Annotated in this window: 22 protein-coding genes; 16 read left to right on the forward strand and 6 right to left on the reverse strand. The window is 66.0% G+C overall.

The window, feature by feature from the left end:
- The first annotated feature begins 131 nt into the window (after positions 1-131).
- The 5 genes from AB4118_RS01360 (at position 132) to AB4118_RS01380 (ending at position 5,683) form a co-directional block, all read left to right on the forward strand.
- Positions 132-872 carry a GntR family transcriptional regulator gene (locus AB4118_RS01360; protein ID WP_441488030.1) on the forward strand — a complete coding sequence of 247 codons (741 nt, stop codon included), beginning with the start codon at positions 132-134 and terminating at the stop codon, positions 870-872.
- A gap of 97 nt (positions 873-969) precedes the next feature.
- Positions 970-2,460, forward strand: a complete 1,491-nt coding sequence (locus AB4118_RS01365; RefSeq protein ID WP_441488031.1) for an ABC transporter substrate-binding protein — start codon at positions 970-972, stop codon at positions 2,458-2,460.
- 3 nt (positions 2,461-2,463) lie between these two features.
- Positions 2,464-3,411, forward strand: a complete 948-nt coding sequence (locus AB4118_RS01370; protein WP_441488032.1) for an ABC transporter permease — start codon at positions 2,464-2,466, stop codon at positions 3,409-3,411.
- Complete coding sequence (locus tag AB4118_RS01375) at positions 3,408-4,268, forward strand: ABC transporter permease (RefSeq protein ID WP_441488033.1); 861 nt, start codon at positions 3,408-3,410, stop codon at positions 4,266-4,268. Before AB4118_RS01370 ends, AB4118_RS01375 begins: the two co-directional genes overlap by 4 nt.
- A gap of 20 nt (positions 4,269-4,288) precedes the next feature.
- Positions 4,289-5,683 carry an amidase gene (locus AB4118_RS01380; RefSeq protein ID WP_441488034.1) on the forward strand — a complete coding sequence of 465 codons (1,395 nt, stop codon included), beginning with the start codon at positions 4,289-4,291 and terminating at the stop codon, positions 5,681-5,683.
- Between the two features lie 4 nt (positions 5,684-5,687).
- Here AB4118_RS01380 and AB4118_RS01385 read toward each other — a convergent pair whose 3' ends face one another.
- Positions 5,688-6,263, reverse strand: coding sequence for a DUF4337 domain-containing protein (locus AB4118_RS01385; RefSeq protein ID WP_441488035.1), 576 nt, complete (start codon positions 6,261-6,263; stop codon positions 5,688-5,690).
- A gap of 81 nt (positions 6,264-6,344) precedes the next feature.
- Entirely contained in the window at positions 6,345-7,271 is a 927-nt protein-coding gene (locus AB4118_RS01390; protein WP_441488036.1) for a tyrosine recombinase XerC, read from the reverse strand.
- Positions 7,272-7,347: 76 nt separating this feature from the next.
- On the opposite strand from AB4118_RS01390, the gene AB4118_RS01395 reads away from it, so the two are divergent.
- The 6 genes from AB4118_RS01395 to atpC all read left to right on the forward strand — a co-directional run bounded on the left by AB4118_RS01395 (position 7,348) and on the right by atpC (position 14,856).
- Positions 7,348-9,534, forward strand: a complete 2,187-nt coding sequence (locus AB4118_RS01395) for a primosomal protein N' (RefSeq protein WP_441488037.1) — start codon at positions 7,348-7,350, stop codon at positions 9,532-9,534.
- Between the two features lie 211 nt (positions 9,535-9,745).
- The gene (locus AB4118_RS01400; RefSeq protein WP_441488038.1) at positions 9,746-10,318 is read left to right on the forward strand and encodes a F0F1 ATP synthase subunit delta; all 573 of its coding nucleotides are present in this window, start codon (positions 9,746-9,748) and stop codon (positions 10,316-10,318) included.
- Positions 10,318-11,847, forward strand: a complete 1,530-nt coding sequence (atpA, locus tag AB4118_RS01405) for a F0F1 ATP synthase subunit alpha (protein WP_441488039.1) — start codon at positions 10,318-10,320, stop codon at positions 11,845-11,847. Before AB4118_RS01400 ends, atpA begins: the two co-directional genes overlap by 1 nt.
- Before the next feature lie 43 nt (positions 11,848-11,890).
- Positions 11,891-12,760: a F0F1 ATP synthase subunit gamma gene (locus tag AB4118_RS01410; protein WP_441488040.1), complete on the forward strand. Its 870-nt coding sequence runs from the start codon at positions 11,891-11,893 to the stop codon at positions 12,758-12,760.
- Positions 12,761-12,833: 73 nt separating this feature from the next.
- Complete coding sequence (gene atpD / locus AB4118_RS01415; RefSeq protein WP_113517308.1) at positions 12,834-14,303, forward strand: F0F1 ATP synthase subunit beta; 1,470 nt, start codon at positions 12,834-12,836, stop codon at positions 14,301-14,303.
- 139 nt (positions 14,304-14,442) lie between these two features.
- Entirely contained in the window at positions 14,443-14,856 is a 414-nt protein-coding gene (gene atpC, locus AB4118_RS01420; protein WP_441488041.1) for an ATP synthase F1 subunit epsilon, read from the forward strand.
- A gap of 82 nt (positions 14,857-14,938) precedes the next feature.
- Here the strand turns inward: atpC and AB4118_RS01425 are convergent, their stop codons facing one another.
- A complete protein-coding gene (locus tag AB4118_RS01425) occupies positions 14,939-15,436 on the reverse strand; it encodes an RNA pyrophosphohydrolase (RefSeq protein ID WP_441488042.1) in 498 nt (165 codons plus the stop codon).
- A gap of 14 nt (positions 15,437-15,450) precedes the next feature.
- Positions 15,451-18,570, reverse strand: a complete 3,120-nt coding sequence (gene putA / locus AB4118_RS01430) for a bifunctional proline dehydrogenase/L-glutamate gamma-semialdehyde dehydrogenase PutA (RefSeq protein ID WP_441488043.1) — start codon at positions 18,568-18,570, stop codon at positions 15,451-15,453.
- A 128-nt stretch (positions 18,571-18,698) separates the two neighbouring features.
- On the opposite strand from putA, the gene AB4118_RS01435 reads away from it, so the two are divergent.
- From AB4118_RS01435 to AB4118_RS01455, 5 genes are all read left to right on the forward strand, one after another.
- Positions 18,699-19,154 carry an Lrp/AsnC ligand binding domain-containing protein gene (locus AB4118_RS01435; protein WP_441488044.1) on the forward strand — a complete coding sequence of 152 codons (456 nt, stop codon included), beginning with the start codon at positions 18,699-18,701 and terminating at the stop codon, positions 19,152-19,154.
- Positions 19,155-19,347: 193 nt separating this feature from the next.
- Positions 19,348-20,406, forward strand: coding sequence for an ABC transporter substrate-binding protein (locus AB4118_RS01440; protein WP_441488045.1), 1,059 nt, complete (start codon positions 19,348-19,350; stop codon positions 20,404-20,406).
- 25 nt (positions 20,407-20,431) lie between these two features.
- A complete protein-coding gene (locus AB4118_RS01445) occupies positions 20,432-21,220 on the forward strand; it encodes an ABC transporter ATP-binding protein (protein ID WP_441488046.1) in 789 nt (262 codons plus the stop codon).
- Positions 21,217-21,987, forward strand: a complete 771-nt coding sequence (locus AB4118_RS01450; RefSeq protein ID WP_441488047.1) for an ABC transporter permease — start codon at positions 21,217-21,219, stop codon at positions 21,985-21,987. Before AB4118_RS01445 ends, AB4118_RS01450 begins: the two co-directional genes overlap by 4 nt.
- A gap of 96 nt (positions 21,988-22,083) precedes the next feature.
- A complete protein-coding gene (locus tag AB4118_RS01455; RefSeq protein ID WP_441488048.1) occupies positions 22,084-23,700 on the forward strand; it encodes an AMP-binding protein in 1,617 nt (538 codons plus the stop codon).
- On the opposite strand, the gene AB4118_RS01460 is transcribed toward AB4118_RS01455, so the two are convergent.
- Both AB4118_RS01460 and AB4118_RS01465 read right to left on the reverse strand, forming a co-directional pair.
- A complete protein-coding gene (locus AB4118_RS01460; protein WP_441488049.1) occupies positions 23,669-24,811 on the reverse strand; it encodes a CobW family GTP-binding protein in 1,143 nt (380 codons plus the stop codon). The two genes, AB4118_RS01455 and AB4118_RS01460, sit on opposite strands and share 32 nt — an antisense overlap.
- A complete protein-coding gene (locus AB4118_RS01465; RefSeq protein ID WP_441488050.1) occupies positions 24,811-25,728 on the reverse strand; it encodes a DMT family transporter in 918 nt (305 codons plus the stop codon). Before AB4118_RS01465 ends, AB4118_RS01460 begins: the two co-directional genes overlap by 1 nt.
- Positions 25,729-25,734: the final 6 nt, after the last annotated feature.

Genomic DNA, 25,734 nt, shown 5'->3' on the forward strand with positions numbered 1-25,734 from the left:
CGAGAAGCGTATCGGATCAATATACTAATATACTAGTATGTCAAAGGTGATTGTGGTAGCGCCTAAGGAGGGTGGCGCTCACAGGGCTCAGGCCGGAGCGTTCGGGAGACATGAGTGGCTGGGACGGGACGATGAACGAGCTCGCAGGCGGCCGCGGCCATGCAGCGGATAATCGACGCGAGCGGCGCCCCCTGGGGCGGGCCGTGGCTCCCGCCGGGCGCTCGACGGCCGCTTCACTGGTTCAGGACGATCTCCGACGCGCCATCCTCGCCATGGAGCTGAGGCCCGGCGTGCCGCTCTCCGAGAAGGAGCTGACGGCGCGCTTCGGCGTCAGCCGTACCCCGGTCCGTGAAGCGCTGATCCGTCTCAAGGAAGAGGGGCTGGTCGAGATCTTTCCGCAGGCGGGGACTTTCGTTGCGCGCATCCCGACCGGGGCTATTCCCGAAGCGGTCTTCATCCGGCAGGCGCTGGAATGCGCGACCGTGGAACTGCTTGCCCGCATCGCGACGCCGGAGGCCATCGCCCGACTTGATGCCACGATCGCGCGCCTGCACGAAGCCTTCGATATCGGCGATCAGGAGAATTTCCATCTCGCGGACGAAGCCTTTCACGAGACGCTGGCCGATGCCGCCGGGTATCCCGGTATCTGGAAAATCGCACAGGCGGCGAAAAGCCAGATCGACCGCTGCCGACGCATGACCCTGCCGGTGCCCGGGCGCATGGCGATGGTGATCCGCGAGCACCTGTCGATCGTCGATGCCATCCGCAAGGGCCGCGCCACCGAGGCGGTTGCGGCGATGCGCACCCATCTCGGCACGCTCCTTCCCGATCTCGTGCATCTTCAGGCAAAGCATCCGGATTACTTCGTCTGACGCGATCGATCTGTCGCGTGGACGAAACGGAAGAGCCGTCTTGCGCCGGGCCCATCTCCCGCGCCATCTTGCGCCGCGACATGCATGGGAGTGGCTGATGACGACGCGGCGTGACCTTCTTGCCGGAGCAGGCGCAGCCGCGCTGGCGGCCCAGTTGCCTCTCGTTGCTCTGGCGCAGGCCAAGGACAGCGTCATCATTGCGATGACGCTGGAACCGCCGACGCTCGACCCGACCTCGGGCGCGGCGCAGGCGATCCGCGAAGTCACCTTGCAGAACATCTTCGAAGGCCTGGTCAAGATGGACCGGACCGGCAAGATCGTGCCCTGCCTCGCCGAAAGCTGGGAGATCGCACCTGACAATATCACGTACAGCTTCAAGCTGCGGCGGGGCGCGACGTTCCATGACGGCACCCCGTTCAGCTCCGAGCAGGTCAGGTTCTCGTTCGAGCGGGCCGTCGCTCCGGAATCGACCAACGCCCAGCGCCAGCTGTTCACGCCGATCGCCGAGATCGCGACGCCTGATCCGGCGTCCGTGGTCATCAGGCTGAAACAGCCGACGGCGAATTTCCTCTACGGTCTCGCCTGGGGCGATGCGGTGATCGTGGCGCCAGCGAGCGCCGCCAACAACAAGACCAATCCGGTTGGCACCGGCCCGTTCAAGTTCGTGCGCTGGAATCGTGGCGACAGGCTCGAGCTCGAACGCTTCGACGGCTATTGGGGGGAGAAGCCGACACTCGCCAAGGCGACCTTCCGCTTCATCGCCGATCCACAGGCGCAGGTCGCCGCGTTGCGCGCCGGGGATGTCCACGCGCAAACCAATCTGGCGGCCCCTGAAGCCGTGCCGCAGCTCAAGGCTGATCCCAAGCTCAAGGTCAGCTTCGGCAAGACGGAGGGCGAGGTCATCCTCGCCATCAACAATGCCAAAGCGCCGTTCAACGATCTGCGCGTGCGTCAGGCGATCGCTCATGTGCTCGACCGCAAGACGATCGCGCTCGGGGTCTACGGTTTCGATGTCGACCTGATCGGCAGTCATTTCTCGCCGCTGCATCCGGCCTATATCGATCTGACCGGCACCTATCCGGTCGATATCCCCAAGGCCAAGGCGCTGCTTGCCGCGGCCGGCTTCCCGAACGGCTTCTCCTGCACGCTGAAACTGCCACCGCCGACCTATGCCCGGCGTTCGGGCGAGATCATCGCGGCATTGCTGGCGCAGATCGGCATCAACGCCTCGATCGAGCCGCTCGAATTTCCGCAATGGCTGGAGCGCGTCTTCCGCGGCAAGGATTTCGACCTGAGCGTGATCGCCCATACCGAACCGCTCGACATCAATATCTATGCCCGCGACGACTACTACTTCCAGTACAAGAACCCCGAGTTCAAGGCACTGATGGCGAAGATCGACGTCACCCTCGACGAGGGCCAGCGCAATGAGATGTACAGGCAAGCCCAGCGCATCCTGGCGCGCGATGCGGTCAACGGCTTCCTCTTCATCCTGCCGAAGATCACGGTGACGGCGGCCGGGCTGGACGGGATGTGGACGGATTGGCCGCTCCCGATCACGCCGCTCGCCGAGGTGCGCTGGCGCTAGGTCGTGCTGTCGTTCCTGGCGCGCCGGTGCGTGGCGCTTGTCGCCACTCTGCTTGGTGCGGCGCTGGTGATCTTCATCGCGCTCGAGGTGCTGCCGGGCGATCCGGCTGCCGTGACGCTTGGGCTCAATGCGGCTCCCGAGGCGCTGGCGGCCCTGCGCCTGGAGATGGGGCTCGACAAGCCGGCGCCGGTCCGTTTTCTCGCCTGGATCTCGGGTCTTCTGACCGGCGATCTCGGCCTGAGCTACACCTATCGTGTGCCGGTGGCCCAGCTGATCGGCGAGCGGATGGCCGTGACCCTGCCATTGGCGCTGGCGGCGATCATGCTAGCTACATCGATCGGCGTTCCACTTGGCTTGCTCGCCGCAGCCAATCATAATCGGCCGACCGATGCGGCCGTGATGGTCTTCGCGCAGCTCGGGCTGGCTGTTCCGAATTTCTGGTTCGGCCTCTTGCTCGTGCTGCTTTTCGCGATCGGGCTCGGCTGGTTTCCGGCCGGCGGTTTCCCGGGCTGGCAGGCCGGGCCGGCTGCTGCCGTGAAGGCGCTGCTGCTGCCGGCCTTCGCGCTCGCCCTGCCGCAGGCGGCGATCCTGGCCAGGGTGACGCGCTCCTCGATGCTCGACACGCTGCAGGAGGATTTCGTCCGTACCGCTCGCGCCAAGGGACTGGCAGAACCGGTCACGGTGGTCAGGCATGCACTGCGCAACGCCTTGATTCCGGTCGTTACCATCATGGGGCTGCAATTCTCGGTGCTGATCGCCGGCGCGATCATCATCGAGAATGTCTTTGCGCTGCCGGGGCTCGGGCGCCTCGTCTTCCAGTCGATCACCCAGCATGACCTGATCGTCGTGAAGGATCTGGTGATGCTGTTTGCCGGCCTCGCCATCCTGGTGAATTTTGCGGTCGAGCTCGTCTATGGGCTCATCGACCCGCGCCTGAGGGAGGCGTCGTGACACCGGCCGGTGCGTCGGCCCCGGTCTCGGCGAAACGCTGGTGGACGGGCCCCTCCTTCCTGATCGGTTTCGCGCTGACCGGGATCATCGTTGCGGGGGCGCTGCTGTCCTATGTCTGGACGCCCTATCCGCCGACGCAGATGATGATCCTGAATCGCCTGAAGCCCCCTTCGGCGACGAACTGGTTCGGGACCGACCAATTCGGTCGCGACGTCTTCTCGATGATCATGGTGGGCGCCCGCAACTCGCTGGCGGTCGGGCTCGGCGCGGTCGGGTTCGGTCTGGTGCTCGGCACAACGCTCGGTCTGCTGGCCGCGATCCGGCGCGACGGCTTCCTCGACAACCTGATCATGCGCACGGCCGACTTCACCCATGCCTTCCCGGCGGTGCTGACGGCGATCATGATCACGGCGATCGCCGGGCCGGGCATGCTCAACGCCATCGTCGCGATCGGCATCCTGAACCTGCCTTATTTCGCGCGCCTGGCGCGTGGGGTGGCGATTCAGGTCTGGACGCGGGATTATATCCAGGCGGCGCGGGCGGCCGGGCTCGACAATGTGCAGATCAGCGTCCGCCATGTCCTGCCGAATGTTGCTGGCGTCATCGTCGTACAGGCGACGATCCAGTTCGCACTGGCGATCCTGGCGGAGGCGGGGCTGTCCTATCTCGGGCTCGGCACGCAGCCGCCGAATCCGTCCTGGGGACGCATGCTGAACGAGGCGCAGACCTTCATGGCGGTGCAGCCATGGCTCGCTATCTTTCCCGGCGCGGCGATTGCCATCGCGGTGCTCGGCTTCAATCTGCTCGGCGACGGCCTGCGCGATGCCATCGACCCGCGCCTGCGCCGAAGCCGCTGAGTGACGATGAGGATGAGACGATGACCGATCTTGCCGATCTGAGCGCGACGGAGCTTCTCGCCGGCTATGCCGCACGGACATTCTCGCCGGTCGAGGCGACCGAGGCGGTGATCGCACGGATTACCGCATGGGAGCCGCAGCTCAAGGCGCTCTATGCCTATGATCCCGCCGCGGCGCGGGCGATGGCGAAGGCCTCCGAGATGCGCTGGCTGAAGGGGGAGGCGCTGGCTCTCGACGGGGTGCCCGGCACGATCAAGGAGAACATCGCGACCAAGGGCGTGCCGGTGCCGCTCGGCACGGCCGCGCGCGATCTCGAGCCGGCATCGGCGGACGCACCGCCGGCGGCGCGGTTGAGGGAGGCCGGCTGCGTCATCCTCGCCAAGACGACGATGCCGGATTACGGCATGCTCTCCTCGGGTTTGTCGAGCTTTCACGAACTCGCCTGCAACCCCTGGGACCTGACCAAGAATCCTGGCGGCTCCTCGGCTGGGGCGGGTGCGGCGGGAGCTGCGGGCTATGGGCCGCTTCATGTCGGCACCGATATCGGTGGCTCGATCCGCCTGCCGGCCGGCTGGTGCGGCTTGGTCGGCCTCAAGCCGAGCTTTGGCCGCGTGCCGATCGACCCGACCTATTACGGCCGCGTCGCCGGGCCGATGACCCGCTCGGTCGCGGATGCGGCGCTGATGATGCGGGAGCTGTCCCGGCCGGACAGGCGCGATGGCATGAGCCTGCCGCCACAGGAGATCGACTGGCTGGCGCTGGAGTTTGACGTCAAGGGCTTGCGGCTGGGGCTCCAGGTCGATGCCGGAGTCGGGCTTGCCGTCGAGCCGCATACCCGGGCTGCGATCGAGGCGGCGGCCAGGGCCTTTGTGGCGGCTGGCGCGATTGTCGAGCCGGTTGCGCCCTTCCTGACCCGCGAAATGCTGGACGGGCTTGATGATTTCTGGCGGCAGCGCGCCTGGGTCGACATTGGCGGCCTGTCGGATGCCAGGCAGGGACGGGTTCTGCCCTATATCTACGCCTGGGCCGAGGGCGGCCGGAATCTGAGTGGCGAAAGAGTCTATCGCGGGATGAGCCAGATGCTGGCGATGCGCGATGCGGCGCTGAAAGCCTGTGCACCGTTCGATTTCGTGCTGTCGCCGGTTTCCCCTGTGCCGGCCTATGCGGCTGAGCTGGCCTCGCCCATCCACGACCCTGAGCGGCCCTTCGAGCACATCGCGTTCACGGTCTCAGCGAACATGTCGGATCAGCCGGCGGTCTCGGTCCATGCCGGGCTTACTCCCGAGGGGTTGCCGATCGGCTTGCAGATCACCGGGCGGCGGTTCGACGATCTCGGCGTGTTGAGAATGGCGCGGGCCTGGGAAATTCTACGCGGCAGCGAGGTGCCATGGCCTGCGCCGCCACAGACCGTGTGAGGGTTCAGAACAGCGCGGTCGGCGCGAACTGCGCCACCAGCATCAGGGCGAAACTGATCACGCCAAGGCCGGCGCCGGTGAGGGCCAGCATCGTCACGCCGGTGATGATCGCGGCCGAGGAAATCACGATCGCGATCTGAAGCAGGCCTGAGACGATGTCGTATTTGTCGTCGCGGGCCGCTGCGACGTCACGCACGGCCTCGGCCGTCTTGGCGCGCGCGACCAGTTCCTTGCGGCCTTCATTGGTCTCGGGCTCCGAATCATAGCGCGCAATGGTCTGCTTCCAGCCGTCGATGCGCTTCTGCATGCGCTCGCGGGTGGCGGGGTCCGTCGCGGCTGCGAGATCGATCTCCATCGCGTCCGCGGCCGTGCGCAGTGTGGTGCCGCGGATCGTCTTGGCCTGGAAGAATGACCAGAGGTTCGAAGCCTCGATGTTCTTGGCGATCGATTCCTGCTCGGCGTTCTTGCCGCCGATTTCTGAGAAGGCCAGCATCAGGGCGAGCATCGCGATGAGCAGGGCGATGCGCTTGTTGCTGCCGCTGGTGGCGGTTTCGGTGACGTCGGCTGCTGGCGAAGACATGCGATTCTGGTTCCCCCCGGAGACGGCGGGCAATGGCCGGGTTCCGCGGCGGAATCAAGGGGGCTCGCTCGCCTTGGGCTCTTATCGTTGGGCGCGGGGATGGGCCGCATCATAAGCCGCCATCAAACGGGCCGAATCGATGCGGGTATAGATCTGCGTCGTCGAGAGGGACGCGTGCCCGAGTAGCTCCTGGATGGCCCTTAAATCGCCGCCACGCCCGAGCAGATGGGTCGCGAAGGAATGGCGCAGGCTATGCGGGGTCGCAGACGAGGGCAGGCCGAGCGCGCCGCGCAGGCCCTCGACCGCGAGCTGGATGATGCGGGGCGAGAGCGGTCCACCCTTGGCGCCGAGGAAGAGCGGGCCCTCCGGCGGCAATCGCCAGGGGCAGAGCGAGAGATACTCCTCGATCGCGGTGACCACGACCGGCAGAACAGGCACCATGCGGGTCTTCTGGCCCTTGCCGATCACGGTCAGCGTATCCGATGCGCTCCTTGGTGCCTGCGCGCGCGACAACCCAAGCGCCTCGGAGATGCGCAGGCCGCAGCCATAGAGCAGGGCGAGCACGGCTGCGTCTCGTGCCAGGATCCAGGTTTCGCGGTCCTCGCCGGCGCGGATATCGGCCTGCATCACGGCCCTTGCGGCCTTGGCATCAAGCGGGCGCGGCAGCGATTTTCCAATGCGCGGCCCGCGCGTCGCGGCAAAGGCCGAGGCCGTGAGCTTGCCGGTGCGTTCTCCGAAGCGGGCAAAGGAGCGCAGCGAGGCAAGCTGGCGCATCAGTGTGCGGTTGCCGACACCGTCACGCCGACGCTGGCCGAGAAAGGCGCGCAAGTCGAGCGGCTTCAGCGCTGCCAGATCCTCGAGGGTCGGCTTGCCGCCGAAATGGCCGTCGAGAAAGGTAGAGAACTGCGCAAGGTCGCGGCCATAGGCCTCGAGCGTCTTGGGTGAAAGACGGCGCTCGCTGGCGAGATGGACGAGCCAGTTTTGGCGCAGGGTCTCGAAATCGGTCATCGGCGTCCCCTGTGGTCTGAGCCGAGCATGACGCCCCTGCCTTAACAGGGACCGAATCGATGCTAGACACGGGCGCATGAGCGAGGTTGAGACAGGCATCGAAACAGGCGGCACGGTCGACGTACTGATCCCGCTCGCGCTCGATCAGGCCTATAGTTATGCGGTTCCAGACGGGCTCGCGCTCAAACCCGGCGATATCGTGCAGGTGCCGCTGGGCCCGCGCGAGACTGTGGGCGTCGTCTGGAGCCTGGGCTCGGGGCGTGGTGGCAACCTGAAGCGCGTCAGCGCCAAAGTGGACATGCCGCCGCTCGATCCGGCCCTGATGAAGCTGGTCGACTGGGTCGCTTGGTACACGCTTGCGGCCAAAGGTTCGGTGCTGGCGCTTGCGCTGCGGCGCCCGCCCGATGATACGCCGGAACGACCGAAGATGGGCGTCCGACTCGTCGGGCTGCCGCCCCAGCGCATGACGCCGGCCCGGGCGCGAGCCATCGCGGCGGCGGAGGGCGGCCTGCTGATCGCGAAATCGGCGCTGGCCGAGACGGCCTCGGTGAGTGGGGCGGTGATCGATTCGCTCGTCGATGCGGGGACCTTTGCCATCGAGGCGCTGCCGCGCGGTGAGGTCGTCGACATTCCCGACCCGGATCACGCGCGACCGGCCCTGTCGGCGGGGCAGGCCGAGGCGGCGACGGCACTGGTTGCGTCCGTCAAGGCGGCGGCCTCCGGCGTGACCCTGCTCGAGGGCGTCACGGGATCGGGCAAGACGGAGGTCTATTTCGAAGCTGTGGCGGAGGCGATCCGGCTCGGTCGCCAGAGCCTGATCCTGATGCCGGAAATCGCGCTGACGGCGCAGTTCATCGACCGCTTCGAGGCCCGGTTCGGCGTGCGGCCCGGGCTTTGGCACTCGGCAGTCTCGGGGCGGCGGCGGGAGCGGCTGCAGGCGGCGATCGCAAGCGGCGAGGCGAGAGTGGTGGCCGGCGCGCGCTCGGCGCTGTTCCTGCCTTACCGCGATCTCGGACTGATCGTCGTCGATGAAGAGCACGAGGCCGCCTACAAGCAGGAGGACGGCGTCAGCTATCACGCCCGCGACATGGCGGTGGTGCGCGGCATGATCGAGAAGGCGCCGGTCATCCTCACCTCTGCGACGCCATCGCTGGAAACGCGCGTCAATGCCGAGCGCGGGCGCTATGCCTATCTGAAACTGCCGGAACGTTTTGGCGGGCGGGAACTGCCGACGCTCGATCTCGTCGATCTCAAGCGCGACAAGCCTGAACGCGGGCGCTGGATTTCGGGCGCGCTCGTCAAGGCCATCACGACCAATCTGGAGGCGAAGGAGCAGTCGCTGCTGTTCCTCAACCGCCGCGGCTACGCACCGCTGACGCTCTGCCGTGATTGCGGTCACCGGTTCCAGTGCCCGAACTGCTCGACCTGGCTGGTCGATCATCGCTTTCGGCGGGCGCTGGTCTGCCATCATTGCGGCCATGTCGAACGCCGGCCGCACGAGTGCCCGGCCTGTCATGCGCCGGAAAGCCTCGCGGCCTGCGGACCCGGTGTCGAACGGCTTGCGGAAGAGGTCGCGACGCTGTTCCCCGATGCGCGTTCGATCGTGCTCTCCAGCGATTTCCCCGGTGGTACCGAACGGCTGAAGCAGGAACTGATGGCAGTGGCGGAGGGGGAGTTCGATATCGTCATCGGTACCCAGCTCGTCGCCAAGGGGCATAATTTTCCGGGGATGACACTGGTCGGCGTCGTCGATGCCGATCTCGGCCTGACCTCGGGCGATCCCCGCGCGGCCGAGCGAACCTTCCAGGTCCTGCGTCAGGTGACGGGGAGGGCAGGCCGGGGCGAGAAGCCGGGCCGAGCTCTGCTCCAGACCCATGATCCCAGCCATCCCGTGCTCAAGGCGCTGGTCTCGGGCGACCCGGAGCGGTTTTATGCCGCAGAGGCGGCGTCTCGTGAGGCTGCCGGCCTGCCGCCCTTTGGGCGTCTGGCCGGACTGATCGTCTCCGCCAACAGCCAGGCGGAGGCCGAAAATCATGCCCGTGCACTGGCGCGCTGCGCGGCACCGCCGGACGGAGTCGTCGTTCTGGGGCCCGCAGAAGCCCCTCTTGCCGTGCTACGGGGGCGGCATCGCATGCGTTTGATCGTGAAAACGGCACGTGAGGTCAATCTGCAGGATTACCTGCGTGCCTGGCTGAAGAGCGCTCCGCGAGCGAAGGGTTCGGTCCGGGTTCAGGTCGATGTCGACCCGCAAAGCTTCCTGTGAGTGCAGGGCCCGGCTGCGGAAAACGGCCCTGTTGATCGCGATCTACGGATTGCGCCCCCCAAAGCCTCATGTTAGTGCACCGCCACATTTCGGACGCAAGGTGCGCACTCGCGCGGCTTTCGTCTGTCTGAAACATCGCAGCGCCAGGACGATGCACTCCACCTTCATCAAGAAGGTCGCCGGTGCAGTCCATTGAACGAGAGATGTGAGCGTGGCTGAAGGCGGATCGCAGGATCAGACATTGGTGTCGGGCGTAGCCGGGCGCTATGCCACGGCGCTATTCGAACTGGCTTCGGAGGCCAGTGCGATCGACGCCGTTTCGGCCGATCTCGACGCATTCAGCGCGATGATCGCCGAGAGCGACGATCTGAAGCGGCTGATCAGCAGCCCGGTCTTCACGGCCGAGGAGCAGGTCTCTGCAATCACCGCCCTGCTGGCCAAGGCGGGCATCGGCGGTATCGCCGGCAATTTCATCGGTTTCGTCGCCAGCAAGCGCCGCCTGTTCGCGCTGTCGGGCATGATCCGCGGTTATCGTGCGCTCGTCGCCGAAGCCAAGGGCATCGTCAGTGCCGAAGTCACGGTCGCCGAGGAGCCGTCGGCCAAGCGCCTCGACGAGATCCGCGCGACGCTCAAGGATGTGGCGGGCAAGGATGTTGCCGTCGCTATCAAGGTCGATCCGGCCATCATTGGCGGTCTCGTCGTCAAGATGGGTTCGCGGATGGTCGACGCCTCGCTGAAAACCAAACTCAATTCAATTCGTCTTGCCATGAAAGAGGTCGGCTGATGGAAATCCGCCCCGCTGAAATCTCCGCGATCCTGAAGGCTCAGATCAGCAATTTCGGGTCGGAAGCCTCCGTCACCGAAGTCGGTCAGGTTCTCTCCGTCGGCGACGGCATCGCCCGCGTCTACGGCCTCGACAAGGTCCAGGCCGGTGAGATGGTCGAGTTCGAGAGTGGCGTGCGCGGCATGGCGCTCAACCTCGAGAGCGACAATGTCGGCGTCGTCATCTTCGGCTCCGACCGAGAGATCAAGGAAGGCCAGACCGTCAAGCGCACCGGCGCGATCGTTGACGTGCCGGTCGGCAAGGAGCTGCTCGGCCGCGTCGTCGACGCGCTCGGCAATCCGATCGACGGCAAGGGCCCGATCAAGGCAAAGATCCGTTCGCGCGTCGACGTGAAGGCGCCCGGCATCATTCCGCGCAAGTCCGTGCATGAGCCGATGGCGACTGGCCTCAAGGCGATCGATGCCCTGATCCCGATCGGCCGTGGCCAGCGCGAGCTGATCATCGGCGACCGCCAGACCGGCAAGACCGCCGTGGCGCTCGACACGATCCTCAACCAGAAGGCCCTGAACGAAGGCACGGACGAGAGCCAGAAGCTCTACTGCGTCTATGTCGCCATCGGTCAGAAGCGTTCCACCGTCGCGCAGTTCGTGAAGGTGCTCGAGGAGCGCGGTGCGCTCGAATACTCGATCGTCGTGGCGGCCACCGCCTCCGATCCGGCCCCGATGCAGTTCCTGGCTCCGTTCGCCGGCTGCGCCATGGGCGAGTATTTCCGCGACAACGGCATGCACGCCGTCATCATCTATGACGACCTGTCGAAGCAGGCCGTCGCCTACCGCCAGATGTCGCTCCTGCTGCGCCGCCCGCCGGGCCGCGAAGCCTATCCGGGCGACGTGTTCTATCTCCACTCCCGCCTGCTCGAGCGCGCCGCCAAGATGGGCGACGAGGCCGGCAAGGGCTCGCTGACGGCGCTGCCGGTCATCGAAACCCAGGCCAACGACGTGTCGGCCTACATCCCGACCAACGTGATCTCGATCACCGACGGCCAGATCTTCCTCGAGACCGACCTGTTCTACCAGGGCATCCGCCCGGCCGTGAACGTCGGCCTCTCGGTGTCGCGCGTCGGTTCGGCCGCGCAGACCAAGGCGACCAAGAAGGTTGCCGGCAAGATCAAGGGCGAGCTCGCGCAGTATCGCGAGATGGCTGCCTTCGCGCAGTTCGGTTCGGATCTCGACGCGGTCACGCAGCGCCTGCTCAACCGCGGCGCCCGCCTGACCGAGCTCCTGAAGCAGGGGCAGTTCTCGCCGCTGAAGATGGAAGAGCAGACGGTCGTGATCTATGCCGGCGTGAACGGCTATCTCGACCCGCTGCCGGTCAACAAGGTTCGCGCTTTCGAGGACGGCCTGCTCGCGCTGGTGCGCGGCAAGCATATCGCCCTGCTCAACGAAATCCGCGACACCAAGGATCTTTCGGACGCGAATGCCGCGAAGCTGAAAGAGATCGTCGCTGATTACGCCAAGTCGTTCGCTTGAGGTCGACCGGGGTTTCATCACCCCGGCAATATGAGGATCGTCGATGCCTTCATTGAAGGATCTGCGAAATCGTATCGCCTCAGTGAAGGCGACGCAGAAGATCACCAAGGCCATGCAGATGGTCGCGGCTGCCAAGCTGCGCCGCGCCCAGAGCGCGGCGGAAGCGGCGCGTCCCTATGCCGAGCGCATGGAGACGGTGCTTGCCAGTCTGGCTGCCGGTGTCGCCGGTGACGGCGCTCCAAGGCTGATTGGCGGCACGGGCTCGGACAAGGTCCATCTGCTCGTCGTCTGCACGGCCGAGCGCGGCCTGTGCGGCGCCTTCAACTCCTCGATCGCGCGTCTGGCGCGTGACAAGGCGCAGGCGCTGAAGGCCGAAGGCAAGACGATCAAGATCATCTGCGTCGGCAAGAAGGGCTATGACATCCTGCGCCGGCAGTTCGAGCAGGATATCATCGAGCTGGTCGACCTGCGCAGCTTCAAGCAAGTCGGCTTCGTCAATGCGGAGGCGATCGCGCAGAACGTCCTGGCACGCTTCGACGCCGGCGAATTCGATGTCGCGACGCTGTTCTTCTCGAAGTTCAGGTCGGTGATTTCGCAGATTCCGACGGCCCAGCGCATCATTCCGGCCGAGATTCCGGCGGGGACCAAAACGACCGACGCCGTCTATGAGTACGAGCCCGACGAGGGCGAAATTCTCGACGTTCTGCTGCCACGCAACCTGACTGTCCAGGTACTGCGGGCGCTTCTCGAGAATGCCGCCTCCGAGCAGGGCGCGCGCATGTCGGCGATGGATTCCGCCACGCGTAACGCCGGTGAGATGATCAAGAAGCAGACGCAGCTCTACAACCGCTCGCGTCAGGCAATGATCACCAAGGAACTCATCGAAATCATCTCCGGAGCGGAAGCGCTCTAACGCCTGAAGGGCCTGCGCGGCGCCTAAGCCCGCAGGCTTGTCCGTAAAGCTGAACGCTCATCGAGGTTCGACCATGGCCAAAGCCGCAACCAAGACCACCAAGACCAAGACCGAGAAGTCCGCCAATACCGGTACGGGCCGCGTCGCTCAGGTCATCGGCGCCGTCGTCGACGTGCAGTTCGATGGCGAGCTGCCGGCGATCCTGAACGCGCTCGAGACCACGAACCTGGGCAACCGCCTGGTTCTCGAGGTTGCACAGCACCTCGGCGAGAACACCGTGCGCTGCATCGCGATGGATTCGAGCGAAGGTCTGGTCCGTGGCCAGGAAGTCAGCGACACCGGCGCGCCGATCGCGGTTCCGGTCGGTGACGAGTGCCTCGGCCGCATCATGAACGTCATCGGTGAGCCGGTCGACGAGGCTGGCCCGATCAAGACCTCCACCACTCGCGGCATCCACCAGCCGGCTCCGAGCTATGCCGAGCAGGCCACGGAAGCGCAGATCCTGGTCACCGGCATCAAGGTCGTCGACCTGCTGGCTCCCTACGCGAAGGGCGGCAAGATCGGTCTGTTCGGCGGCGCCGGCGTCGGCAAGACCGTTCTGATCATGGAGCTGATCAACAACGTCGCCAAGGCCCATGGCGGCTACTCGGTGTTCGCCGGCGTCGGCGAGCGCACCCGCGAGGGTAACGACCTCTATCACGAGATGATCGAGTCGGGCGTGAACAAGAAGGGCGGCGGCGAAGGCTCGAAATGCGCCCTCGTCTATGGCCAGATGAACGAGCCCCCGGGCGCCCGCATGCGCGTCGCTCTCTCGGGCCTGACCGTCGCCGAGGATTTCCGCGACCGCGGCCAGGACGTGCTGTTCTTCGTCGACAACATCTTCCGCTTCACGCAGGCCGGCTCGGAAGTGTCCGCGCTGCTCGGCCGTATTCCTTCGGCGGTGGGCTATCAGCCGACGCTGGCGACCGACATGGGCAACCTGCAGGAGCGCATCACCACCACCAACAAGGGCTCGATCACCTCGGTGCAGGCGATCTACGTGCCGGCGGACGATCTGACCGACCCGGCGCCGGCCACCTCCTTCGCCCACTTGGACGCCACGACGGTGCTCTCGCGCTCGATCGCGGAAAAGGGCATCTACCCGGCGGTGGACCCGCTCGACTCGACTTCGCGCATGCTGTCCGCGGCGATCGTCGGTGAAGAGCACTACAACATCGCCCGCCAGGTCCAGCAGATCCTCCAGCGCTACAAGGCGCTGCAGGACATCATCGCGATCCTGGGCATGGACGAGCTCTCGGAAGAGGACAAGATCTCGGTCGCCCGCGCCCGCAAGATCGAGCGCTTCCTGTCGCAGCCCTTCTTCGTCGCCGAAGTCTTCACCGGCTCGCCGGGCAAGCTCGTTGCGCTCGAGGACACCATCAAGGGCTTCAAGGGACTGGTCGAGGGCAAGTACGACCACCTCCCGGAGGCGGCCTTCTACATGGTCGGCTCGATCGACGAAGCAGTCGAGAAGGCCCAGCGCCTGGCTGCCGAAGCGGCGTAATCCGCTGGGGCGAGGCTCCCGGGATGGCGTACGCCAGCCCGGGAGCCGCGCCCGAGCATCGACGACACAGGCCTTGGCCTGGATCCCGGCTCCACGCTGCGCTCCAGCCGGGATGACTGAAGCAGCGGGAGAGCCCTTGATGGCCACCTTCAAGTTCGAACTCGTCTCGCCGGAGAGCATCCTGTTCTCGGGCGAAGTCGTCAGCGTCATCGTGCCGTCGGTCGAAGGCGAGATGACCATTCTCGCCGGCCACGTGCCGATCGTCGCCGCGCTGAAGCCGGGTATCGTGCTCGCCCAGACGGGGCCGGGCAACGGCAAGGAATTCGTGGTTGGCGGCGGTATCGTCGAAGCCAATCCCACGGCCCTGACGATCCTGACCGAGAAGGCCGGCTTCATCGAGGACGTCGACAATGACGTGCTCGACGCCGAAATCCTTCGTGTCGAGACTCGCCTGGCGGCTGCGCCGACCGAAGACGAGCAGCGTCGCCTGCAGGAGCTGCTGATCCAGCTTCATGAGTTCAAGGGCGTCTTCCAGCAGCGCAAGGCTGCGTGAGATCGCGTACCTGCCTTCAGGCAGCGAGATGACATAAGGGCCGCGCGAGCGGCCCTTTTTTGTTGCACGTTGCGTCCCGAGATCAGGCCGGTCTGGCGAAATGCCCGAAGGCCTCGGTCACGCGCTCATAGGTCTCGCGCTTGAACGGCGTCACGCGCGCCGGCATCTCGGCCAGCGGCAGCCAGGCCCATTGCGTGAACTCCGGTGGGGCGTCCCCGTTCGGGCGGCCGATGTCGATCGCCGCCTCGCTGCCGGTGAAGCGGAATGCGACCCAGCGCTGTTCCTGTCCCGCGAAGCGATCGAGCCGGTGCGGCGGCCCGTCATAGGGTGGGAAGTCGTAGCGCCACCACTCCGCGGTGACACCCAGAAATGCGGCCTCGCTGATGCCGGTTTCCTCGGCCAGCTCGCGTCGCGCTGCTGCGACGATCTCCTCGGCCGGGTCGATGCCGCCCTGCGGCATCTGCCAGTCATGTCCGGGGTGGACGATCTCCGGGCCGTCGCTCCATGAGCGTCCGGCAAAGACGAGCCCCTGGGCATTGAAGAGCGCAATGCCGACATTGGGCCGATAGGGCTTGTTCACTCGCCCTGCCTTGCTCATTCGCCCATCGCGATCAGGCTGGCATTGCCGCCGGCTGCCGCCGTGTTGACCGTGACCGTCTGCTCCGTCGCGAAACGGGCGAGATAGTGCGGTCCGCCAGCCTTGGGGCCAGTGCCGGACAGGCCGTGACCGCCAAAGGGCTGCACACCGACGACGGCACCGATGATGTTGCGATTGACGTAGACATTGCCGGTGGAGAGCCGCTCGGCAACCCGCTCGACCGTCGTCTCGATGCGCGAATGCACGCCGAGCGTCAGCCCATACCCGGTGGCCTCGATCTGGTCGATGACCTTGTCGAGTTCCCCGGCCTTCCAGCGCACGACATGCAGGATGGGGCCGAAATGCTCCTGGGTGAGGTCGGAGATGCCGTCGAGCTTGACGATATGCGGTGCGACGAAGGTGCCGCCGAGGGCCGGCGTGCTGCCGGCCCATTCGACCCGGCCCTCGGCGCGCATCGCCGCGACATGATTGTCGAGCCGGCTCTTGGCGGCGGCATCGATCACCGGACCGACATGAACGTCGATGGCGCGCGGATCGCCGAGCTTCAACTCCTTCCCGGCACCGATGATCATCTCGAGGATCTTGTCGGCGACATCCTCCTGCACCACCAGGAGGCGCAGCGCCGAGCAGCGCTGCCCGGCCGAGCGGAAGGCCGACATCACGACGTCGTCGGCGACCTGCTCAGGCAGGGCGGTCGCATCGACGATCATGGCGTTGAGGCCGCCTGTCTCTGCGATCAGCGGAACGATCGGCCCATCCTTGGCCGCGAGCGTCCGGTTGATGGCGCGCGCCGTTGCGGTCGAGCCGGTGAAGGCGACGCCGGCCACGGCTGGATGAGCGACGAGCCGGGCGCCGACCTTGCCGTCTCCCGGCACGAGATGGAGGGCGGAAGCCGGAATGCCGGCATCGTGGAGCAGGCGGACAGTAGCGGCGGCGATGAGCGGCGTCTGCGGGGCTGGCTTGGCGACGACGCTATTGCCGGCGACGAGCGCGGCAACGACCTGGCCCGAGAAGATCGCCAGCGGGAAATTCCAGGGCGCGACGCAGACGAACGGCCCGCGCCCACGCAAGATCAGGCGGTTCTCCTCGCCGGTCGGGCCGGGAAGTACCTGCGGCGTGGCGAAATGCGCTTCGGCTTCGGCCGCATAGTAACGGCAGAAATCGACGGCCTCGCGCACCTCCGAAATGGCATCGTCAAGCGTCTTGCCGGCTTCGGCCTGGAGCAGTGCGAGCAGCAGGCCGCGGCGTTCCTCCATCAGGTCCGCAGCCTTGCGCAGGGCGGCAGCGCGCGTCCGGGCGGGGGTGCGGTTCCAGCTGGTGAAGCCGGCCTGGGCCGCCTGGATGGCGCGATCGGCCAGGGCATCATCGGCTTCCAGGACGGTCCCGACCTGCCGGGCATCGATCGGGGACAGGACGGGGCGGGAGACGCCACCGGCCGGCTTGCCGTTGATGATCACCGTCGCCTCGGGGAACGGCTTGGCTGCTGCCTGGCCGATCTCCGACTGAAGCGCGACGAGGCTGGCCTCATGCCCAAGCTCGACGCCGGCCGAGTTCTTGCGCGAGGCGCCAAACATGTCGGCGGGAAGCGGAATGCGTCGATGGCGAGCCGCTGCCGAGGTGCCGATGATGTCGGCAGGGGGTACGAGCAGCTGTGCGACCGGCACGTCAGGGTCGCCGGACACGCTGACGAAGGAGGAGTTCGCACCGTTCTCGAGCAGACGGCGCACGAGATAGGCGAGCAGATCCTGATGGCCGCCAACCGGGGCGTAGGTGCGGCAGGCGAAGCCGGAATCCTCCTGGAGCAACCTCTCATAGAGCGCCTCGCCCATGCCGTGCAGGCGCTGGAACTCGAAGCCCTGGGAGCCGCCCGCCATCTCGGCGACCGCTGCGACCGTCAATGCGTTGTGGGTGGCGAATTGCGGAATGATGCGTGGACGCAAGGCTAGCAGCTGCGCGGCGCAGGCCTCGTAGTTGAGGTCGGTCATGGCCTTGCGGCTGAACACGGGGTAGTCGGAGAGGCCGCGCTCCTGGGCGCGCTTCAGCTCGGTATCCCAGTAGGCGCCCTTGACCAGGCGCACCATCATGCGGCGGTTATGGCGCTCGGCCAGGGCCGCGATATGGTCGATCACCGCCGAGGCGCGCTTCTGGTAGGCCTGGATCGCGAGGCCGAAGCCGTCCCAGCCGGCGAGCGTCGGATCTGCCGTCACCGCATCGATGACGTCGAGCGAGAGTTCCAGCCTGTCGGCTTCCTCGGCGTCGATCGTGAAGTTCAGGTCGTAGCCCTTGGCCTGCTGGGCCAGCGTGATGACCTTGGGCACGAGTTCGCTCAGCACGCGCTCGTGGCTGGTGGCCTCATAGCGCGGATGCAGGGCCGACAGCTTGACCGAGATGCCCGGCCGGTTCGGCAGAGGGTCATTGCCGGCCGAGCGGCCGATTGCGTCGATGGCCGCGGCGTAAGAGGCGAAATAGCGGTCGGCATCGGCCTGGGTGCGTGCGCCTTCGCCGAGCATGTCGAAGGAATAGCGATAAAGCTTGCCGGTGCCCGAGCGGGCGCGCTTCAGTGCCTCCTCGATGGTCTGGCCGAGCACGAAATGATTGCCCATGACACGCATCGCCTGGCGGGTCGCGGTGCGGACGGCAGGCAGGCCGAGGCGCTTCGACAGATTGCCGATGATGCTGGTCGGTGTCTCGCCCGGCTGGATGATGCGAGCGGTGATGCCAAGCGCCCAGGACGACGCCGAGATCAGGAAGGCATCCGATTTGGATTCGTGATGGGCGAAATCGCCCTGGCCGAGCTTGTCCTCGATCAACTGGTCGGCGGTCGTGGAATCCGGCACGCGCAGCAGCGCTTCGGCCAGAACCATCAGCGCAAGCCCCTCCTTGGTCGAGAGCGAGTACTCGCGCAGGAGTTCCTCGATGCCACCCAGGCCGACCTTGCGGGTCCGGATGGCCTCGATCAGCCCTGTCGCGCGCTGGTCGATCCTCGCCTTGGCCGCCGGTTCGCGCCTGGCGCCGGCAAGCAGCCGTGCCGCAATCGTCGCATCGTCTTCGGCATAGGGCGCGCGGAAGGCGTGGCGAGCGGACGGGGCGACCGGACGGGGGGCAGGAGCGGCCATGGTGCGATTCCGAATGAATGACGGGATGATTTCAAGGATCGCGCTTGCGTGGCCGGATATCAATGGCCATTTTCTGTGATAGCCTTTATCTATCTTCGAATATTCCGGATCTTTTAGAGAATAATCCCGTGCTCGATCGAACCGACCGGCGTATCCTCGCCATGCTGCAATCCGACGGGCGCATCGCCGGCGTCGAACTGGCTGAAAAGGTTGGCCTGTCGCCAACCGCGACCGGTGAGCGACTGAAGCGCCTCTCGCGAGACGGCTACATCACGGGCTATCGCGCGACGCTCGATCCGCTGAAGCTCGGGCTGCATCTGCTGGTCTTCGTCGAGGTCTATCTCGACAAGACGACGCCCGACGCCTTCGAGCGTTTCGCAACCGCGGTGAAACGGGCGCCCGAAGTGCTGGAATGCCACATGGTTGCCGGCGGATTCGACTATCTCGTGAAGACGCGGGTGGCCGATATGAACGCCTATCGCCGTTTCCTCGGCGAAGTGCTGCTGGCGCTGCCGGCGGTGCGCGAGACGCGGACCTATGCCGTGATGGAAGAGGTCAAGACCGACGGAGCGCTGCCGCTTTAGCCGATCGCGATCGGGCCTGGTGACGTCGCGTTATATTTTAGGCGCAGTGCATGCATTTTCGGCGCTATGCGCTTGACCTTGTTTTGTATTCGGCCAGTTTGAGCATAGGACGCCACGGCATGGGATTTGCTGGTCGCGTTCCGTTCGAACGGGTCCTGCCGACCCGCCTGCATGTGATGATCCGGAGCTGCCGATGTCGACGAACCCGTTCCGCCCCACGATGCTCTCCCGGCGTGGGATGAGCCGTGTGCTGGGCGCCCTGGGGCTCGCCGCAGCCTGCCTGACCGGCGCGGGTCCCGCCTTCGCTCAGACCGCCGTTCGCTTCACGCTCGACTGGCGCTTCGAGGGTCCGGCTGCGCTGTTCCTGATGGCGCAGGAGAAGGGCTATTTCAAAGCCGAGGGCCTCGACGTCACGATCGACACGGGCAACGGCTCGCGCGAGGCGATCCCGCGGGTGGCGTCCGGCACCTACGATGCCGGCTTCGGCGACGTGAATTCGCTGATCCGGTTCCGCGACGAGAATCCCAGCGTCGATCTGAAGGCGGTGATGATGGTCTATGACCGGCCGCCGTTCTCGATCGTCGGCCGCAAGAGCCGTGGCATCAACGCGGACGTGAAGAGTCTCGAGGGCAAGAAGTTCGGCGCCCCGGCGGCTGACGCGGCCTTTGCGCAATGGCCGATCTTCAAGACCGTCAACAAGCTCGACGACAGCAAGATGCGGATGGAGAATGTCGGCTTCCCCGTGCGTGAGCCGATGTTGGCCTCAGGCGAGGTCGACGCGGTGTTCGGCTTCGCGAACTCCTCCTATATCAACCTGAAATCACGCGGCGTTCCCGTCGACGACATCGTCACTCTGCTGATGTCGGATTACGGCGTCGAGCTCTACGGCAATGTCGTGATGGTCTCGCCGAAATTCGCGGCCGAAAAGCCCGAGGCCGTGCGTGGCCTGCTTCGGGCGATCACCAAAGGCGTTCGCGACACGGTGGCCGACCCGGAACTCGGCGGCAAGCTCGTGATCCAGCGAAACGATGTCGCCAAGCTCGAGGTCGAGGTCGAGCGCCTCAAGATGACGATCGCCCAGAACGTCATGACGCCAGCAGTCAAGGCCGATGGCTTTGGCGGTATCGACAAGGCGCGCTGGGAACGGGCGCTGGACCAGATCGGGCTGACCTTCACGTTCAAGGACAAGGCGAAGGCCGGGGCGGCTTTCGACGACAGCTACCTGCCGCCTGTGGCCGAGCGGAAGTTCTGATGCGCTCGACCTTGCGGGCTCGCGCTTGAGCGCCTTCGTCGAACTCCACGAAGTCACCCATGTCTACGGCGGAGGCGAAAGCACCCCCGCCGTGGACGGGCTTTCGCTGAAGATCCGGGAGGGCGAGTTCGCGGCGATCGTCGGCCCCTCCGGCTGCGGCAAGTCCACGATGATGAAGCTCGCGACCGGCCTGCAGAGGCCCCGGCGCGGCACGGTGATCGTCGCCGGGCAGGAGGTGACGCAGCCGATCAAGATCACCGGCATGGCCTTCCAGAACCCGGTGATGCTGCCCTGGCGCACGACATTGCGGAACCTGTTGCTGCCGCTGGAGATCGTCGAGCCGCATCGTTCGCGCTTGCGTGCCAACAAGTCGGATTATGTCGCGCGGGCCGAGGCTCTGCTCGCCAAGGTCGGACTCGAGGGCATGGGCCAGAAATTCCCCTGGCAGCTGTCCGGCGGCATGCAGCAACGCGCCTCGCTGTGCCGCTCGCTGATCCATGAGCCGAAGCTCCTGATGCTGGATGAGCCCTTCGGTGCGCTCGATGCCTTTACGCGCGAAGAACTCTGGTGCGTGATCCGCGATCTTCATGCCGAGCGCGGCATCACCGTGATCCTGGTGACGCATGATCTGCGCGAGGCCGTTTTCCTGGCCGACCGGGTGTTCTGCATGTCGGCGCGGCCGGGGCGGATCATCGCCGAGCGCGAGATCGATTTCCCGCGCCCGCGTGATCTCGACATCACCTATACGCCTGAATTCGCGTCGGTCGTGCATGAGTTGCGCGGCCATATCCGTACGGCGCGGGAGGCGGCATGAAGCGCTCGCTCTGGCTGAGGCTCGCGCCCTATCTGTTCACGCTTGGCTTCTTCGCGATCTGGGAGATCGCCTGCCGCGCCTTCGCGATCTCCTCCTTCATCCTCCCGCCGCCCTCCGCGATCTGGGCTGCGTTGGTGCAGTATCAAAAGCCGCTCTACACGAACGCCTTTCACACGCTCTGGATGACCACGGCCGGCTTTGTGCTCTCGATCGTGTTCGGTCTGGCGCTCGGCCTGCTCGTCGGCTCGTCGCGGTTGATCTATGCGGGCCTGAACCCGCTGCTTGTCGGCTTCAACTCGATTCCCAAGGTCGCTGTCGTGCCGATCCTGGTGATCTGGTTCGGGGTCGGCTGGCAGCCGCCGGTGCTGACCGCGTTCGTGATTTCGTTCTTCCCGATCGTCGTCAATGTCGCGACCGGGCTGGCCACGATCGAGCCCGAGACCGAGGATGTGCTGAAGGCACTGGGTGCCAGCCGCTACGACATCATGACCAAGGTCGGGATTCCGCGCGCGCTGCCCTATTTCTTCGGGGCGCTGAAGGTTTCGATCACGCTCGCCTATGTCGGCTCGGTGATCGGCGAGCAGAATGCGTCCAATCTCGGCATCGGCAACCTGATCACCCGCGCTTCGGCTGATTTCAACGTGCCGCTGATCTTTGCGGCGCTGATCGTGCTTGCGGTCCTCGGCGTGCTTCTCGTCGCCATCGTCGATCTTGTCGAGAGCCGCATGACGGGCTGGGCCCGGCGTTCGCAGATGGCGAATGGCTGAGCAAGGTGCAGAGCGGACCTGACCTAGCGCCAAGGTGACAGCGCGGCGAGCGCTGCCTATCGTGCCGCGCCATCAACGCCGGACCCTCAATCTTTCATGCTTCCCGATTTGCGCGATTACGGCCGCCTGCGCGAGACCTTCCAGTGGCGGATTCCAGAGCGCTACAACATTGCTGTCGATGTCTGCGATCGCTGGGCCGCGCTGGAGCCCGACCGTCCGGCCATTCTCGACGTCACCCCTGACTGGACGGTAACGCCGGTCAGCTTCGGCCGGTTGCGAGCGCAATCGAACCGACTGGCGACGGCGCTGTCGATGCGCGGCGTCGGCGTCGGGGATCGGGTCGCGATCCTGCTGCCGCAGGGAGAGGCCGTGCTCACCGCACATCTCGCCGCCTATAAGTTGGGCGCCATCGCGGTGCCGCTGGCCGCGCTCTTCGGGGTCGATGCGCTGGCCTATCGCCTTCGCGATTCCGGCGCGAGCGCGCTCATCTCCAATGCTGCGGGCTTGATGAAGGTTCGGCAGATTGCCGAGCCGCTGCCCGATCTCGACCTGATGGTGTCCACGGATGGCGCCGGGGCGGGTGCTGAGGACTGGGGGCAGCTGCTGGCGGATGCGAGCGAGGATTTTTCAGTTGCGGACACCGGGCCCGACGATCCGGCCCTGATGATCTATACCTCCGGCACCACGGGCAACCCGAAGGGCGCGCTGCATGGCCACAGGGTCCTGCCGGGGCATCTGCCCGGTGTGCAGATGGTGCACGAGTTCCTGCCGATGCCCGGCGACCTCGCCTGGACGCCGGCCGACTGGGCCTGGGCCGGCGGTCTGCTCAATATGCTGCTGCCGGCGCTGCATTTCGGCGTTCCGGTCGTGGCGCGCGCCCATTCCCGTTTCGACCCCGAAGACGCCTTTCGGCTGATGGCCGATCTCGGTATCCGCAATGCCTTCATCCCGCCGACGGCGCTCCGGATGCTGCGCAGCGTGGGCAAGCCGCGCGACCGCTTTGACCTGAAACTGCGCACGGTCGCGGCAGCCGGCGAAACGCTTGGAGCCGAGACGCTGAGCTGGGGGCGCGAGGCGCTGGGGCTGACGATCAACGAGGCCTATGGCCAGACCGAGTGCAATCTCGTGCTGTCGTCCTGCGCGACGATCGGGGTCAGCCGGCCCGGCTTCATCGGCAAGCCGACGCCCGGCCATGAGGTCGCGATCATCCGGCCCGATGGCTCGGAATGTGCGCCGGACGAGGAAGGGCAGATTGCCATCCGGCGGCCGAACCCGGTGATGTTCCTCGGCTATTGGCGCCGACCGGAGGCGACGGTCGACAAATTCATCGGCGACTGGATGACCACTGGCGATCAGGCCGTGCGGGATGCCGATGGCTATGTCCACTTCGTCGGCCGCGACGACGATGTCATCACCTCATCGGGGTATCGGATCGGGCCGGGGGAGATCGAGGACTGCCTGCTGAAGCATCCGGCGGTTTCGCTGGCGGCGGTCGTCGGGAAGCCGGACGAACTCCGGACCGAGATCGTCAAGGCCTTCGTCGTGCCGAATGCCGGCTTCGCGCCTTCGCAGGATCTGGCCGGTGAACTTCAACGCTTCGTGCGCGAGCGGCTCTCGGCGCACGAATATCCGCGCGAGATCGCCTTTCGCGAGGAACTGCCGCTGACGACGACAGGCAAGATCATCCGGCGGCTGTTGCGCGCGGAGGCGTGAGCGCCGCCGAAGCCTGACCAAGGAAGGCGGCCCAGAGGCGCTGCACCATCGCCTCGTCGAGCTCCTTGACGATGAGGACCAGGCGCGAGCGTTGGTCTGCATCAGGCCAGCTGTCGAGCAGGATCGGGGGATGCAGGATCTGCTGGACCGCATGGACCAGCAGCGGCTGGCCGGCGTGTTCGGCTATGGCGACGAGCCCCTTCAGCCGCAGGAGCTTCGCCCCGTGGGTCGAGCGCAGCAAGGTCCAGAACAGCTCGAAGGTCGCCAGATTGATCGGAGCATCAGCCGAGAGCGAGAAGGCGCGGATGCTCTCGTCATGCCTGTTCACATCATGATGATGATTGTCATGCCCGTGCCCGTGTCCATGGGCGTGATGATCGTGATAGTGATTGTGATGGTGATGGCCGCCCGAGCCGGTCGCCAGAGCCTCGACGGCAAGCCAGTTCCGCAGGGCCTGGGGCCTGTCGGCAAGGTCGTAGAGGCCGGCGCTGATCAAGTCCGCAGCCGGAGCATCCGGCGCGAGAAGGTTGATCCCGGGATTGAGCGCCAGGAGTCGCTGGCGTAGCACCTCGACCGCCTGACCATCCGCGACCAGGTCCGCCTTGGTCAGCACGATCCTGTCGGCCGCGACCACCTGCTTGCGCGCCTCCTCATGGGCGTCGAGCGTCGCCATGCCGTTGACGGCATCGACCAGCGTGACGACGCCGTCGAGCCTGAAGCGCATGGCGAGATAGGGGTGGTTGATCAGCACATTCAGGATCGGTGCCGGGTCGGCAAGGCCGGTGGTCTCGATCACCACGCGTTTGAATGGCGCGATGCGATGGTTGTCGCGGCGGCGCAAGAGGTCTTCCAGCGTGACGATGAGGTCATCGCGGATGGTGCAGCAGAGGCAGCCGGAGGCGAGCAGAACCATGTTCTCCTCGACACCCTCGATCATCAGATGGTCGAGCCCGATCTCGCCGAACTCGTTGACGATCACGAGGGTATCGGCAAGCGCGGGGTCCTTGAGCAGCCGGTTGAGCAGGGTCGTCTTGCCGGCTCCAAGGAAGCCGGTGAGCAAGGTCAGCGGGATCGGGATGGGTCTCTGGTCGCTACCGGTCATGTCGGGCATCATCGATCAAGGCTGAGGGCGGGCACGCGTCGCGCCCGATTTTGTTCCAATATTACATTAGCCATGATCGCGACGACGACAAGGGCGCCGCCCGCATATTGCAGCGCGCCGACCCGCTCGCCGAGCATCACGGCGGCTATCCCGACGGCAAAGACCGGCTCGGCACAAAAGGTGAGGGCAGCGGGGCCTGGCGCGACACGGGCCAATGCCATCGCCTGGAACAGGAAGCCGACGAGATAGCCGCCAACGGTGATCGCGACGGCCATCGGTGCCGAGGCCAGCGCGCTCGGAAGGGCAAAGCCGCCAACGAAAGCGAGAATGCCCGCTGTCACCGGCAGGATGAGCAGATGCGACCAGAACAGTTTTGGCGCGAGCGGCGTCGCGGCGCAGGCGGAGCCCGCGAAAAACTGTGCCGCGGCCGCTAGGCTGGCTGCGAGCGCGAGCGCAAGCCCGCGCGGATCGAGCCCATGCAGATCGGGCCCGACGACCATGCCGACACCGAGAAAGGCGGTCAGCGCCACCGCAAGTCGGTCGAGGCTGAAGCGCGCAGGCGTCAGCAGAGGCTCGGCCAGGACGATGATGACAGGGTAGGTGTAGAAGATGACGGCGGCGACGGTTACGGGCAGGAAGGCGACCGAGGACAGGTAAGCCGAGCCGACGAGAGCGCTGGTCAGGCCGAAGGCCAGCAGCGCCCGGTATTGGTCCCGCGGAACCCTGAAGTTCGCCCGCAGAAGCCAGGCGGCTCCGGCCACCAGCGCGAGCATGATGAAAACCCGGTAGAAAACCAGCAGCGGCCCGCTCAGGCCGGCCTGGCCCGCGAGCTGGGCCGAGACGATGTTGCTGCCATAGGCGGCAGCCGAGGCAAACGCCAGGGCGATGCCGTGTCGACTGGCGGTGCGGGCGGTCTCGGCGCGCACCCTCCA

Origin of the sequence: Allobosea sp. 2RAB26, from assembly GCF_052115465.1 — a bacterium.
GTDB lineage: Bacteria > Pseudomonadota > Alphaproteobacteria > Rhizobiales > Beijerinckiaceae > Allobosea.

Bases quoted from the DNA above. Each gene is read 5' to 3' on its own strand.
- AB4118_RS01455 (WP_441488048.1), top strand. From the start codon at position 22,084: ATGCTTCCCGATTTGCGCGATTACGGCCGCCTGCGCGAGACCTTCCAG.
- AB4118_RS01390 (WP_441488036.1), bottom strand. From the start codon at position 7,271: ATGACCGATTTCGAGACCCTGCGCCAAAACTGGCTCGTCCATCTCGCC.
- atpA (WP_441488039.1), top strand. From the start codon at position 10,318: ATGGAAATCCGCCCCGCTGAAATCTCCGCGATCCTGAAGGCTCAGATC.
- AB4118_RS01410 (WP_441488040.1), top strand. From the start codon at position 11,891: ATGCCTTCATTGAAGGATCTGCGAAATCGTATCGCCTCAGTGAAGGCG.
- atpC (WP_441488041.1), top strand. From the start codon at position 14,443: ATGGCCACCTTCAAGTTCGAACTCGTCTCGCCGGAGAGCATCCTGTTC.
- AB4118_RS01450 (WP_441488047.1), top strand. From the start codon at position 21,217: ATGAAGCGCTCGCTCTGGCTGAGGCTCGCGCCCTATCTGTTCACGCTT.
- AB4118_RS01380 (WP_441488034.1), top strand. From the start codon at position 4,289: ATGACCGATCTTGCCGATCTGAGCGCGACGGAGCTTCTCGCCGGCTAT.
- AB4118_RS01395 (WP_441488037.1), top strand. From the start codon at position 7,348: ATGAGCGAGGTTGAGACAGGCATCGAAACAGGCGGCACGGTCGACGTA.
- AB4118_RS01440 (WP_441488045.1), top strand. From the start codon at position 19,348: ATGTCGACGAACCCGTTCCGCCCCACGATGCTCTCCCGGCGTGGGATG.
- AB4118_RS01360 (WP_441488030.1), top strand. From the start codon at position 132: ATGAACGAGCTCGCAGGCGGCCGCGGCCATGCAGCGGATAATCGACGC.
- putA (WP_441488043.1), bottom strand. From the start codon at position 18,570: ATGGCCGCTCCTGCCCCCCGTCCGGTCGCCCCGTCCGCTCGCCACGCC.
- AB4118_RS01365 (WP_441488031.1), top strand. From the start codon at position 970: ATGACGACGCGGCGTGACCTTCTTGCCGGAGCAGGCGCAGCCGCGCTG.
- AB4118_RS01385 (WP_441488035.1), bottom strand. From the start codon at position 6,263: ATGTCTTCGCCAGCAGCCGACGTCACCGAAACCGCCACCAGCGGCAGC.
- AB4118_RS01460 (WP_441488049.1), bottom strand. From the start codon at position 24,811: ATGCCCGACATGACCGGTAGCGACCAGAGACCCATCCCGATCCCGCTG.
- atpD (WP_113517308.1), top strand. From the start codon at position 12,834: ATGGCCAAAGCCGCAACCAAGACCACCAAGACCAAGACCGAGAAGTCC.